Source organism: Halalkalibaculum sp. DA3122, assembly GCF_043951865.1.
In the GTDB taxonomy this organism is placed as follows: domain Bacteria; phylum Bacteroidota; class Rhodothermia; order Balneolales; family Balneolaceae; genus JAMQKA01.
On record NZ_JBINJF010000005.1, the window covers coordinates 96,996 to 110,968 of the forward strand.

At 39.0% G+C, this 13,973-nt stretch carries 13 protein-coding genes; 6 read left to right on the plus strand and 7 right to left on the minus strand.

Translation table 11 applies throughout. The features are described 5' to 3' along the window. Positions 1-210: 210 nt before the first annotated feature. Together ACG2F4_RS05015 and ACG2F4_RS05020 are read right to left on the minus strand one after the other, a co-directional pair. Complete coding sequence (locus ACG2F4_RS05015; protein WP_395259115.1) at positions 211-2,550, minus strand: TonB-dependent siderophore receptor; 2,340 nt, start codon at positions 2,548-2,550, stop codon at positions 211-213. Between the two features lie 505 nt (positions 2,551-3,055). Continuing rightward, positions 3,056-3,340, minus strand: coding sequence for a hypothetical protein (locus ACG2F4_RS05020; protein WP_395259116.1), 285 nt, complete (start codon positions 3,338-3,340; stop codon positions 3,056-3,058). Positions 3,341-3,794: 454 nt separating this feature from the next. Here ACG2F4_RS05020 and ACG2F4_RS05025 point away from each other — a divergent pair, with 454 nt between their 5' ends. Next, a complete protein-coding gene (locus tag ACG2F4_RS05025) occupies positions 3,795-4,649 on the plus strand; it encodes a hypothetical protein (RefSeq protein ID WP_395259117.1) in 855 nt (284 codons plus the stop codon). Between the two features lie 139 nt (positions 4,650-4,788). Continuing rightward, a complete protein-coding gene (locus tag ACG2F4_RS05030) occupies positions 4,789-5,526 on the plus strand; it encodes a hypothetical protein (RefSeq protein WP_395259118.1) in 738 nt (245 codons plus the stop codon). 360 nt (positions 5,527-5,886) lie between these two features. On the opposite strand, the gene ACG2F4_RS05035 is transcribed toward ACG2F4_RS05030, so the two are convergent. Both ACG2F4_RS05035 and ACG2F4_RS05040 read right to left on the minus strand, forming a co-directional pair. Then, positions 5,887-6,648, minus strand: a complete 762-nt coding sequence (locus ACG2F4_RS05035) for an SOS response-associated peptidase (protein WP_395259119.1) — start codon at positions 6,646-6,648, stop codon at positions 5,887-5,889. Positions 6,649-6,659: 11 nt separating this feature from the next. Continuing rightward, complete coding sequence (locus tag ACG2F4_RS05040) at positions 6,660-6,980, minus strand: hypothetical protein (RefSeq protein ID WP_395259120.1); 321 nt, start codon at positions 6,978-6,980, stop codon at positions 6,660-6,662. Between the two features lie 58 nt (positions 6,981-7,038). Here ACG2F4_RS05040 and ACG2F4_RS05045 point away from each other — a divergent pair, with 58 nt between their 5' ends. Next, positions 7,039-7,362, plus strand: coding sequence for a hypothetical protein (locus ACG2F4_RS05045; RefSeq protein WP_395259121.1), 324 nt, complete (start codon positions 7,039-7,041; stop codon positions 7,360-7,362). A gap of 25 nt (positions 7,363-7,387) precedes the next feature. On the opposite strand, the gene ACG2F4_RS05050 is transcribed toward ACG2F4_RS05045, so the two are convergent. Further along, positions 7,388-8,731, minus strand: coding sequence for a hypothetical protein (locus ACG2F4_RS05050; protein WP_395259122.1), 1,344 nt, complete (start codon positions 8,729-8,731; stop codon positions 7,388-7,390). Positions 8,732-8,810: 79 nt separating this feature from the next. On the opposite strand from ACG2F4_RS05050, the gene ACG2F4_RS05055 reads away from it, so the two are divergent. Continuing rightward, positions 8,811-9,119: a hypothetical protein gene (locus tag ACG2F4_RS05055; RefSeq protein WP_395259123.1), complete on the plus strand. Its 309-nt coding sequence runs from the start codon at positions 8,811-8,813 to the stop codon at positions 9,117-9,119. Position 9,120: 1 nt separating this feature from the next. On the opposite strand, the gene ACG2F4_RS05060 is transcribed toward ACG2F4_RS05055, so the two are convergent. Continuing rightward, complete coding sequence (locus tag ACG2F4_RS05060; protein WP_395259124.1) at positions 9,121-9,759, minus strand: LexA family protein; 639 nt, start codon at positions 9,757-9,759, stop codon at positions 9,121-9,123. A gap of 246 nt (positions 9,760-10,005) precedes the next feature. On the opposite strand from ACG2F4_RS05060, the gene ACG2F4_RS05065 reads away from it, so the two are divergent. Continuing rightward, positions 10,006-11,037, plus strand: coding sequence for a hypothetical protein (locus ACG2F4_RS05065; protein ID WP_395259125.1), 1,032 nt, complete (start codon positions 10,006-10,008; stop codon positions 11,035-11,037). A gap of 51 nt (positions 11,038-11,088) precedes the next feature. Continuing rightward, positions 11,089-11,799, plus strand: a complete 711-nt coding sequence (locus ACG2F4_RS05070) for an HNH endonuclease (protein WP_395259126.1) — start codon at positions 11,089-11,091, stop codon at positions 11,797-11,799. 16 nt (positions 11,800-11,815) lie between these two features. Here the strand turns inward: ACG2F4_RS05070 and drmB are convergent, their stop codons facing one another. Then, entirely contained in the window at positions 11,816-13,972 is a 2,157-nt protein-coding gene (gene drmB / locus ACG2F4_RS05075; protein WP_395259127.1) for a DrmB family protein, read from the minus strand. Position 13,973 lies beyond the last annotated feature (1 nt).

Sequence of the window (13,973 nt, forward strand, 5' to 3'; positions counted from 1 at the left end):
TGATGTGAACCTGAACATTTTCTCCCTTGAATGCGGGAACGTCTTTGACTGATATTGAAGGAAGATAGAGAAACGACATGTTAAGTGACAAAAAAAGAGGCCGCACTGCATGCTGCAGGGACAGCCTCTTAATCTTATTGATTATTGGAAGACTTTGTGAACCATCTTTTTGCCAATTCCGGCATGTTTGGCCTTGGACAAAACCCTCAATCAGAAAGCATACTCAAAACTCAGGCGAAAGTTTCGGCCCGGCTCGCTTTGCCAGTACACATAGCTTCCGTAATTGGCACCGGAATACAAGTATTCGTCCAGCAGGTTATTGATATTCAGTGAGATGCTGTAGTTGCGTTGTTCCCAGGAGAGGGCTCCGTCCATCCTGAAGTAGTCCGGCAGGTACGACTCGTTCTCAGCATTCCAGTTCCATGAGGAACGATCCACCTGGTATTGGTAGCCGAGTGAAAGTCCCAGTCCCTCAAGAGAACCTTCCCGCAACGTGTACGTCAGCCACCCATTGGTCAGATGGCGCGCATGACCCGCCACCCTGGTTCCCACATTTTCCGGATTGGTGTCTTCCGTAATCTTTACGTCGGTATTGGCGTAGTTAAGCACCGCCCTGAGTCCGGGAGCCACCTGTCCGCGGAGGTCGAACTCCACACCTTTGGATACAGCTTCGCCCAGCTGAATAGAGTAATTCTGGTTTTCAGGATCGCCAACCAGCATATTCTCTTTGGTCATGTGGTAATAAGTGATGGTGGAGTACCACCGCCCGTTGGCCCACTCGCGCTTGATGCCGCCTTCCAGGTTGTTGCCCCGCTCGGGATCAAACGCCTCTCCCCGGGCATTTTGGCCGGTTTGAGGGATAAAAGACTGATCGTACATTCCGTAGATACTGGTATTTTCAGTGACTGAAAAACTGAGCGCGGCACGGGGCGAAAACACCTGGTCTTCCGTACCGGAACCATACGAGGAGCTCTCGTAATCGGTCAGCCGGCCCGCAAGCGTAACGCGAATGCGGTCGTCGAAAAAGCCGAGCTGGTCCTGCAGGTAATACGAAAGGTACTCACTGCGGACGATGTTGCCACCCGCCCTTTTTCTGAGACTGGTCTCGCGGTCAAACTCGGGAATGGTGGCATTGGCGTTACTCGGATTATAGATATTGAACGGTTGGCTCTGGGAGTCCAGGGCACCGGATTGATTCCAGTCGGCAAAGTAGTTTTTATAACCGAAATCCAATCCTGCCAATATGTTGTGAGAAACACCCCCGGTTTGCTCTTCCCCGCGCAGAAACAGCTGCCCCAGCTTGGCTTCGTCACGGGCATCCCAGATGCTCAGGCGCCGGATCATATCTCCATTATTCTGGATGCTGTCGAGCCACATTGAGTTGCCCACCTGGTCGTAATTCATATATCCCAGCTGACCGGTAATACTCCAGTTGTCATTAAACTGGTGCGTCAGGTTCAGATGGGCAAACTGTTCCTTCATTTCGGTAGGTTCAATTCGGGGATCAAAGATGGAAAAATCCCTCGGCAGGGTTCCAAAATCGGTCGGGGCAAACACATAGGCAGAACCGATATACATCTCAGAATACTGCAGCGAATACTGTGCCGTCACCGTGGTATTGTCGCCAATACCGTAGCTGAGGGAGGGTGCCAGGGTGTAGCGGTCGTTAAATCCATATTCCCGGTGCGAGTTTTCAGTGGTGCCCGCGCCGTTAAAACGATAGAGCAGACGGCCGTCTTCACTCAGTTTTCCACCAACATCTACCGTAGCTCTCAGCGTATTGTAGCTGCCTGTGGTCAAGCCGACTTCACCTATAGATTGACTGACCGGCTTTTTCGTGACCACATTATAGAGTCCGCCGGGCTCGCCGCTGGAAAGCATAAAGGCGGACGGACCTTTTACAAATTCAATACGCTCAACCATCACCATATCTTCCGCAAGCGGTCCCCAGCTGGACTGCACATTCATGCCGTTGCGGAAGGCCGGAATCCGGAAGCCCCGCATGTTAATCCGCGCAAAATTTCCCCAGTGCTCAATCATCTGTGCCCCGCTCACGTTTCTGCTGACCGACTCCAGCATATCAATCGATTGCTGGTCGTCGATCAGATCCTTGGTGATAACCTGAATATTTTGGGGAGCACTGATTAACTCCTGATTGAGCCGCAGCGACTGCGAAATGCCCGCAGTATTGTAGTTCGCCATGCTTCTGCCTGAAACGGTGACTTCCCCCATCGCCTCAACCCGTTGTTCCAGAGTTGCATCCAGTTCCAGGTTTCGATCAACAGCCAGGTTGCGGGTAAAGCGCTTATATCCCACTGTTGAGATCACGAGCGTATAGTCCCCTTCCGGGACGCCCGCAATTTCATACCTGCCTTCGACTGTAGTCGATGCCCCGTGAGAAGTGCCCTCAAGTACCACATTGGCATTTACCACCGGATCGCCATTGGCGGTGGTTACCGTTCCTGAAATTGAAAATTGCTGATTTTGCTGTGCCAGTGCTGAAATGCACGTAGCAGCGAATAGAAGTAGTATAGACGTAGCTCTTTTCATTTTCCTGCTTTATTTAGATTTAGTTTAAATAAGGGCGGAAATATACCTATGCCAGCTTAAACACAAAAAATTTTAGCGCCCACGATCTCTTCAGCGTCCCCGCAATCGTCAGCCTGTACTATCGATCAGTGATGAAAAATTCGGTTTAAAGAGAATGAGGACAGATCTCAACTGCTATGGATGGGAATAAACCAAGGCAGATTTAGCTGGGCTGAGGTGTTCTACTTGACTAGGAATAGTTACGTGCCGTATAAATTGTACCGTGAGCAGATCCATAAAAAAAGCTCATCCCAACTAGCAGGATGAGCTATGAACGGTGGTTGTGGAGGTGCGGGGAATCGAACCCCGCCAGATTTCGGTCTTAGAAGCCCGTAGAGCCTGTTTTTTGACTACCTTTCATTAATGGTCACCGAATAGTTCACTACTAAATATATAATAGTCGAACTATAACAGTAAGACAAAACTTGTTTTAATTTAGTTTTTATGGGTTTATAAACCCGCGTTTTCATAAATCCAATTCTTCTTTCAGATAAGCCCTGTCTTTGTCCAGGTTTTTTATGGGGAATAGTGAATCTTTTTTCATGAGAGCTTCACCATAATTTTCTATATGTACAATTACCTCGTCACTAGAGCCACTATTCTTTGGGATTATTTCAACCATATCTAAAGGTCCTAAATCAACAAAATATTCACTATCAGTTTTGACATTTTTAGCAATTATATCTTCTACTTCCTTAACTACAAAAGCGTCTACTGGCTTCTCAAATAAATCATCTCTGTTTTCTAACATATTCGAAATAATTTCTAATTAGAATTATCCTACTTTTAAACTTACAACTTTGTAGCGAATATTTTAAACATAAAAAGTCTTTTGAAAATAAGCTCAACATACCAAGAACAGTTACGATTCCTCACATTATGTTTACACCAATCTCAATCCTTTCCTTTTATCCCAGCAATAGCAGTAGATGGGTATAAGAACGTACATCCCCCCGATATAGAACAAACATTTAAATAAATCCCTGTAATTACTGTCATAAAAATATTTTCTTCTGTATAGAAGAGTTCAAGAAGTAAATGACACAATATTATCTGGATTTTCAGCACCACATAATTCCAAATAATATGGAATAAACCGCTATTATTGACTTAAAACAGAACTTTTCCAACCTTATGTGGAATTATTCAGTCGATGGGCGTTCCACTTAAGACTATGTTAGGCTTACAAATAAACAGTTATACACATGAGTAAAGATAAATTCCCCTTTCAGGAACTAAAATCATTAATTCTTGAAGAATTAAATAATCAGCCACAAGGTAATTTTCGTAACCTAGTTGGAGGTGTCATTGAATTAGCCATTACAAAAGGAATTTACAATGGTAAATTAAATTCGAGTCATAAGTTCCAATATATAAATCAATTAAAGCAACACGATAGAAATAGTCTTAAAGAGGCAACTAGAGAAATCCTTTGGCAATTACTTGTGCAAGGTATAATTATTTTTGGTACTGACGAGAATAACCCATCCTTCCCTAATTACCGAGTTACATCTAGAGGGATGAAATTTCTAGATGACAAAGACCCACAACCATATGACCCAGATGGTTTTTTAAACTATTTCAAAAACGAAAATCCAAGTGCATCAAAGAAAGTTTATAGTTACTTAGAAGAAGCTGTTAAAACATATAATCATGGTTGCTTGAGATCCTGTGCCGTAATGCTGGGAGCTGCATCAGAAGCGGCAATTATTGAATTGCATGAAGAGTTTAAAAATGCTATTTCAAATACAACAAAAAAGAATAAATTTGAAAAGGACAGTGGCTTATTTATTAGCTCTAAGTTTAGAGTTTTAGAAGATCGGCTTAATAAAATGGTCGATGCAAAGAAATTCCCACATGATTTAAAAGAAATTGTGACTGGGTACTTTTCTAGCATCTTTCATCTAATCAGGAGGACAAGAAATTCGGCTGGTCATCCAGAAATACTTAGAGATATCGAAGAGGATGAGTTGTTCTTAAATCTTAGAATGTTTACAACTTATCAAAGCTGCATATTGAAAATAATTGACCACGTATCACAAAATGGTGCAGATTGGTAAGCCTATCACGCGCATTAAGGGGACGCACCTCGCCAATTAGTTGTCCCTCTTGGTTTTAAGATTCTACTTTCGTTAGTTGCTAATTCAACAGTAATTCGCGTTCAGCTTATGCGCAATGACGTTATACAACTTTACTGAGATGACTAATCCAGAAGAAACCTTAAAACAATATCTTCGAACTTTAGTAGAGAATTTCGTTTATCTAAATTCAATTCTTGACCAAGTAAATGAATTTTACTCTTGGTTTACTGAAAATGGTGATCAAGCAATTAGAACTGGTGGATGGTTTTATAAAGTTTCTCTTTTCAGTTTTAAAAGAATCCTAACCATCGAAACGTGCAAGTTTTTATTGGACCGAGAAGAAAGGTCGCTGATCGATTGGCTTAACAAAGCTAAAGAACATGCAAACTCATTAAATCCAACAGAATATCGTAGAGAGGGTTTTGAACACAAATTAGTGCCTTTAACAGTTGAAGAATATCAATCGATAATTGACGAACAAATTGAAGCTCTCTCAAACCATGATGATCTAAAAAATGATCTCAAAAGTCTCAGGGATAAAGGATTTGCTCACGCTGACAAAGAATATTTTGAAAACCCTGATAAGTTGGAAACTGATTTTTTAATTACCTGGGATGATTTCAATATGATATTTAAACTTATTAGTGAAATCTTAAGAAGACATCATGTTTTGATTTTAAATGCTGATGTAAATTTGCATTTATCTGCTGCTGGTACAATTGAAAATATCTTAAAGCATACTCGAGCTTTTCAAAGAATTTGGTCAAACAAGAAGCTAAATGATATAAAGTTGAAAAAGTATGCCTTCAAGCTAGATGAAGGAAAATACGATCCAGATGATATATTCCTATCATAAAGTTGTATAACCAGCTCTTCAAGCGCATTAAGGGAACGCACCTCGCAAATACTTTGCCAATCTTGGTTTTAAAACTCTTCTTTTGTTAGTTACAATTTTAATAGTAACCCATATACCCCAAGTCACAAGTCATTTTTCTATAATTTTGAATTACCTTATTCCCTCCCACATCTCCACGAAAAAAGTACCTAAAGAACCAATTACACGAAACTTCACTAATACCAATCAGACAATAGGTAATTGCAACAGGTACAGCTAGGAGACAAATAATAATTTTAACTATTCTGTTCAATCAATCATACCTCTAAAATGGGTTTAACTTTTACCTAATAGACCCCATTCAATTCCTTACAAAATAATTTAGAAAAGTCCTTTTTGCTCTCCATTTATTTGAATCGGCTGTTCTACTGGCTTTCGTAATCCTTTATCGCTCAATCCATAATCGAACTGTTTGTTCACTTGATGGAACTGCATGTCTTCATCTGCCAAGGGCTTGAATATATTTGCATCAAACAGGTCTTCCGGTTTATCTACTTTATTGAGCCATAAATCATAAGCGGTTTCAGGAAGGATTGTAGCCATTCGCTTGCTGGAGTTATGAATTTTTGCTACTGTCTCATTGGGATCAGTTGTGATAATGGCATGACTCAACATTTCCCTTCCTGATTCTTTGTCAACCCAAATATTCCACAGACCGGCAAATCCGAAAACATCGGTTGATTTCAAACTTATTCGGTACGGTACTTTATTGGTTTTCTTTTTAGAACCTTCAATCATTACTTCTTCATTCAATGTATGGTGCTCATAAAAACCACTTACAGGTACTATGCACCTCTGTTGCTTCTCAAATATGGGTCTCCACATTCTACTACTGAGTATCTTGTCATCCCTGCAATTCATCGTGGAATACTTGTGATTCATAGTATCCGCAAAATCGGGAACAAGCTTGAAAAATGACTCTTCTGCAACACGTTCCCCATCTTCATTTACCCTAATTATTGGTGAGTATCCTGTAGGAGTAACCTTGTAATCACCGTTATAGGTTTTGGGGAGGTTTAATTTGGCACCGAAAATATAGCCTAGTTTTTTGGGTGGATAGTGGGCATCATAAAAATTACACATACGAGCTCCTCTTATTCTTCGTCAAAAATATCAGTTTGAAACAGCTTCTTAACATCAATATTTCGAGATCCTTTCTCATAGGCTTCTACCAACAGAGAAATATAATTTGTAACCAAATTTAAATACTGTCTTGTATTATAGTTCATGGACTTGCTGACATGACTCATGTAGTCAATATCTTTATCCACATGCCAGAAATTAGTTGTAGTGGATGGCATGTAAGAATCAATAACCTCTTGTATCCGAGGCTTAAAATTCTCCAGGAAATTTGGATATTTCGCCGCCTCAGAATATGCTTTTTTAACCTTGGATTTAATTTCCCTTTTGTTCATTCCAGCATATTATCTTAACATGAAATAAGCCTATAACATCAGTTACAATATATCAATTATGGACAAACAAGAATGGGTGGAACTATCAATTGAAGAACGCTTAAACTGGTATAACAACGAGCTTGATAGCTTGTTTCAATATTTAGTGGACAAAGAACCCTTTGAAGACCACGAATTCCTGGAATCAAGTACCCAAACACTGACTAATATCAAAGAGGTGATGGAATTTGAACTTACTACTGAGCTGGAAGAGGATTATAAAATTTGTGTACAAAGGGCGTACAGAAATTTACCCAACAAGTTCACTGACAGATCAGAATGGTTTGACAAGTTAGGAAGAGCCAATGAGCTACTTATAAGCCGAAAAAAGCAGACATCTTAGTTCTCTTCTATTACTGGTGGCTATGTTAACTTCGTTCCAGGAAATGAGTTTTTCCCATAACCCCATATTTCACAGATGCTTTCTGTATCGTTCCCTTCCCATATTTGTTGTTAATGGCGTCCTGGATCAAGTAGAAATCCCTGACTTTGTCATCCTCATCAAAGAATAGCTCCAGTTGATCCGTATGCTCAAATGACAAGGCTCCGATACCTATCCCCCTCATTGCAAATCCATTTTTCAAAAGTCGCCTCATATACGGTTTAGCTTTCTTCAAACATTCAAAATAGATGTAATCGTCAAGATTAGTCTTCCCCTCGGTGTTAAACCGGAATTGAATACCTGACCAGCTTTGATCTTGTACTCGCAAGTAACAGTAATATTTATCGGCTTTTAGCCCATATCCTCGCATCCTGTACCCCAATTGGGTTATACCCTTCATGATTTCCCCCTGAACCCTGTCAGCGTTCTTAGTCCAATTACTAAAGGTGTGCATATAATTGAGTTGTTCCGGTGGAGGAGAAAGGTCTTCACCAGTTAAGACTTTAGCTCGATCTTTACCCGCCACCATCTCCCACATCATCTTGCCCATGTATTCCCCAAAAATAGACTGGAATATATGATATCCCCGCTGGATAGCTTCACCGATAGTTTTCAGTCCCTTCCCAACAAGTTTTTTATATCGCCTGCTACCTATTCCCCAAACTTCATCTAATGCCAGTGGGTATAGTTTATCTTCAACGTCATTTTCAGTTAAGACCAGTGTAATCCCATCTGGTTTCTGAAGGTCACTTGCTAGTTTAGAGTACGTCTTTGAGGTACTTACGCCAATTGAGCATACCAAGCCAATCTCATCTTTAATCAGATCCCTCAGTTCCTTGCAGTAGTAATGTATTTCTTTTCTTGATTCATCTTTTTTAAAATTTATATCCAAGAAATATTCATCCATACTGTACTTTTCAACATCCATTGCAAAATTGTCAAGTACGTCCTTGATGTCATTGCTGATAGCCTTGTACTTCTCATAATTTGCCTGCAAGCCAACTAAGTAAGGACAGATTTTTTCCGCTTCATAAGCAGACATTCCTGTTTTTACGCCAAATGCCCTTGCTTCGTAGCTTGAAGTAGCTACGATGCCTCTTGGTATCCCATTGGGCTTGTACCAACCACCTATGTAGATAGGCATCCCATACAGGTTAAAACAAAGCTGTTCTACCTGGGCATAGTAGCAGTTGAGATCAAGATGAAGATATAGGCGCTCTTTTATGGATTTATGCTGCATATCACGGTTTACACAACTATAATCCGTGATTTTATGCACTCCCTCATCTACATCATAAGACCCTGTATCAATCGAATTTTTATTACTCATATCTCTTGCACATTTATATTGAATTCCGCTATATTATATGAACGATTTATGAACTTTTCTAACTGATGATCGTTGCTCTATGCAGAATCTTATCAAAGAGTCGATTAATGTAAATGCCGTTTTCAGAGGCTTTAAGGATGGTGAAAATTCGCTAGGTGGTGACTGGACTCACAAGCGCATTGAACCCCTGAGTTTTAAACAGAAGAATGGGAAAATCTTCAAAATAGCTGAAGTCAGAAAATCATACGCACAAAGAAAAGGTGGAAGCCTGCATGTTCATTTTGTGGTACGGACAACGGAAGATCGCTACTTTGATCTGGTTTATGACAGCGAAAAGGTGACGTGGATACTGATGTATGAGTTTGATGATCAGCTATTGTTTAACTGATTCAGTCGATATATTTAATCCTGCCATTATTGAAATGTGCCACATACCTACCTAATACCTTCACTTCTTCAAACTCGTCAGGTGCTATTACTATAGGGCTATGATTTTTACTCTTAGGGGTTAACACCACCTCATTATTTCCTATGTGAACCTCTTTCAGTGTAGTTTCTCCATCATACAATATTGCCCCAATATCACCGCTCTGTAGCTCAGAATCATCAAGAATAACTAAATCTCCATCTTTGATTCCAATTTCCTCCATACTACTTCCAGAGACCCTAACACAGTAGGGAGATTTTGCCTTGGGAAACAGGTCTCTTACGGAAAGGCTTCCGAGATCTGATTCAACTGCTTCCTGCATGACACCAGCAGTTATTACTCCCTTCACAGGAATGGGATTCTCTGGAGAATTGACAAAATGCTTTTTGCTTGGATGTAACTCATAATCTCCCCAATCAGTAGAAATCAGATACTTTTTACTATAGAGTACTTTTAGGTATTGGTGCACTCCATTTTTGGAACTGATCCACGTGTCTTCTATGATAGTTTGGTAGGAGGGAAAACTACCATGCTCTTTTGCATAGCCTAAAATATAGTTGAATAGTTTTGACTGTTTCTCTGTAAGACCGGGCGTAATCATAACATTTTATACATGAACGATTTATGGATAATATAGAGAATATAATGGTAGGAATAAACAACCTTCACTACATGTACCTTTATTAATCACAGTAGTAAAAAAGACCTTAAAATAGAGGAAATTTAATTTCAGTTTCGATAAGAGAATTTTTATTTAATCTGCTATTAAGCACTTTTGTAGGCTGCCTATTAACCGATTTGAATAGAATAATGATATTTGATAGTGTTCTCATTAGAACAACAGTTTATGAAAACTTTATTTAATATGGCAAGAGTTCATTTTTTCCAGCGCTACTCGAATAAAGAAAATGTTGTAACAAATAATACCCTTCTCCTTTTATCACATGTATATGACAATAGCCCTGAATTACTTGAAAACTTAATAACAGAGTTAGGTGAAGATTCAGGATTCCAGGTTGGACCCGTTTTTGGACAACAGGTAAGAGAACCTAAGAGTGTCCCTGACGGTGAAATAACTCAACAGAGTTTTAAAATTGTAGTAGAAACAAAGCTAGGTCAAACGACCAATCCTGGACAATTGAAATCTCACCTAGAAGCCTTTAACAATAAAGACTATCAAATTTTATTAATCCTAAACAAAGGCAAAGTAAAACCCAAAATTCGCAAAAAAGTCGAGAAAATAATCACTTCATATAATACTAATTCATCATCTTCTGTTACGGGCATCTGGTTGCGATTTCAAGATTTAATTTCGGCAATCAAATCTGTGTTGGGAGACCAACATATTCAACTACAAGATCTTTTGGATGACTATGAAGAATACTGTGTGGAAAGTGGTCTAATTCCCAGAACGGAATACCGGATGAGAGCTGTACCCTGTGGAAAAAGTTTCACCCAAAATATGGAATACGGAATTTATTATGAACCTCCAGGTCGTTCAGCTACACCGTACACTTACTTGGGTATCTATACACAAAAAGCTATTCATGGTATCGGAAAGGTAAAAAACCGTGTTCAAGTAAACTTCAAAAACAATAAATTATCAGTTATTAACAATGAAAAAAAGATACCCTTAAATGAATCAGAAAGATTACGGATAAAGGGTATTATCGAGGAGACAGTAGAAGAACGGGGATGGGATATTTCAACCGGTCACGAATTTGTTATTCTTGATGAGATCTACGAAACACATTTTAAAAAAGATAGCTCAGGAGGAATGAGAGGGACCCGATATTTTGATTTGGGTGAAATTCTAGATACAGAAGAATTACCACCAGTAAATGAGATTGCAGATTTACTAAATAATTTTGAATGGTAAATATTAAATAGTGTTTTAGACAGTCAAACAAAAAGATAGACATTTCAAAATATGAATAGTAACTGGACCAACGAGGATTTAAGAGCTGCGATCAAAGCATACCTTGAAATGCTTGATCATGAAAGAAACGGTACATCTTATGTCAAAACAGAGTTTTATAAAAAATTGTCAAAGAATCATGATCCTTCAGCAAAGTCATTTGAATATCGAATGCAAAATATATCACATATTCTGGATACTCAGGGAAGACAATGGATACCTGGTCTAAAGCCTGCGCGAAATGTAGGTACAAATGTAACTGCCCGTATTGAAAGAATACTTTCCGAGGTAGAAAAAAAAGTAATAGAGACCTCGGCATCATTCGAAGAAGAAGTGCGAAATATACAGTCTAAAATTGGTTCTGAACCACCTAAAGGTACTAAAAAACCTCATTCAACAAGCTACCAAACAACCCATTATGAAAGAGATCCTAAGGTAGTTGCATGGGTATTAAATCAAGCCAATGGAATTTGTGAATGTTGTGAAAAACCTGCTCCATTCAATAAAGGAGACGGAACTCCCTTTTTAGAGGTACATCATATTCAAAGATTAGCGGATGACGGGGAAGACACTGTAAATAACGCAATTGCTTTATGTCCAAATTGTCATAGGGAGCTACATTTTGGCTCAGGAAAGATGAACTTGGCAAAATCACTTGTTGACAAAATCGATAGACTTAACTCGCCTGCTATACAGGCTATGAGTCAAAAGAGCAGTAAATAATTCATAAATATCGGTGTCAAATAATCCCATTGTAGTAGTTAAAAAATCCCAATTCAGGACTATTAATAGTGCCAACTAATAAAGCTCTATCCAAGAATCTGTTAATATTTTCACAACAGCTCTCTGGCAACATACAACATGAGTGACATGCTGCAAGATTCACTCCCATGAATCCCTGTCCCTTATCATTTTCTATGCATAAAGGATCAGAGGAACACCATTTCGCCTTTTCCACACCTTTCCTGAATAGATCTTCCAGCTTCCCCGGTTGACCGTGATTTACCAGCCCTCCCAATGTCCCTTCTGCATCTGAACTTGAGGTATAAATCAATATACCATTCATCTCCTCTGTTGTATTTTCTTTATCTCGATTCGAATAAATAATTTCAGAGAGTGAAGCGGCATTATAACCGCTATACTGAGCTATTTGATCAATTAAAATGTGAGATAAGGTATGCAGCAACACATATCTTACATTGATGAAATCAAAATCAGTTTCAACAAAATCAGAATTAAATTTTTTTAGATTTGTGATGTAGTTCTTCCTTATCCTGTTAACTCTACTTCCAATTTCATTTTCACTTTCAATCCATTCTTCAATAATTGAGTTCTTAAGGGTTAAAAAGACACCCTCCCCCTTTACCACATTAGCTGGCAGCCAGTCAGTTTCGTCAGGTTTCCTTCGTATATCCTGAATCCGATTAAATTCCTGTTGTAGATTTGGTCTTGATCCAAGTTCAGACTCATTATCAGCAAATATAAGTTCAGATAGTGCCAACGGCTTAACCCGTGTAAACCCTTTTAAAACATTAAGTTGTTTCAACTTATGTAGCAATACGACCTTGTCAATAAATTCTATACCTGAAAATTCGCTACTATCCAAGATAGTCGATTTGCACCAATCTTCAGGACTGGATTTTTTATCATCAAACTCAAGAAAACATTTGTATTCTGTGATTCTATTCTTTTCCTCAGCATCGGTAAGTGCGTTGTGATCCTTTATTTCACTTCTAAGATACTTTTTTACCAAACCGACATCATCATCTTCATTTAAAACCTGCTTGAATAATTTATTTATCTCATTATCCTTTTTTTTAAGAATGGCTTTAATCATTTCATTTCTATTCATTCCCTCGAATTCAATCCCCTCAGCCCTGAACTTGAGTGCCATATCAAAATTACTCTTCATTTCAGGTGTGATTTCAAGACTATAGCTTTCTTGTGGTAAACTTATAGCCCGATGTGTAATTGGGAAATGGACATTCCCTGCACCTCTCTGAAGCGTCCTGGGGGAAATTCTTTTCCATTGTGCCATTTCTTCTTTGCCAAAATCTTCTGCGTCATCGACATTCATATATTCTACTCGCTCCTGGTAGAAAACAGAATCTTCGTTATTTGAATATCCCTTCCAAGGTGCTGACATATATCCATTTGTATAGGACAAATAGTTGTCACCTTTCTTCATAAAGGTTTCGTCTTGGTTAAAAATACTCCCCAAATCTTCCTCAGCACCACACTCGGTGCAATGTACTGACATGTCACTTAATGAGGCTCTACCACCACCAAACTTCAATTTCAGATGTCTTCCTTCTTTACCCTTTTGGGCATAATAGCAACTATCCTTACTATTTTTCTTTCTGTTATGTCTGTAGCTTTCATTACGATGACAAAACCAATCCCATGGAAAATCGTCAATTAAACCATACTCATTTGCTATAATAAATCTGGAAGGTGTTAACTTAATTTTTTGAGTTTGATCACTGTCTTCAAAGCAGGTAGGACAAAAATAACCCTTATTTAATCTATCAAAGTGTAAGTTTTTATTCCCTCCTCTTTCTATGTAATATTCCGAATCTAAAAGCTCTTTCAAAAAATGAATAGTCTTGCAGGAAGGACAGAACATGGAGGCTGGAAATCTGACTGCTCTTATCCCGTATCTGGGTGTATTATTAGGCTTGGGTGGTTGTACAAAATACTCGACATTAAAAAGATCAGCTATTCTGTCATCTAAAACCTTATCCCTATTAAACTTATGATTAGGGTTATCAGTACCCCATGCAGTTTTATAAACATCCGGACTGCAAATCATAACTGAAACTTCAGGGAAATCAGCAATGCTACCACCAGCATAGTTATACAAAGCTTGTGATTTTCGTACTTCTAACTTGTTCATT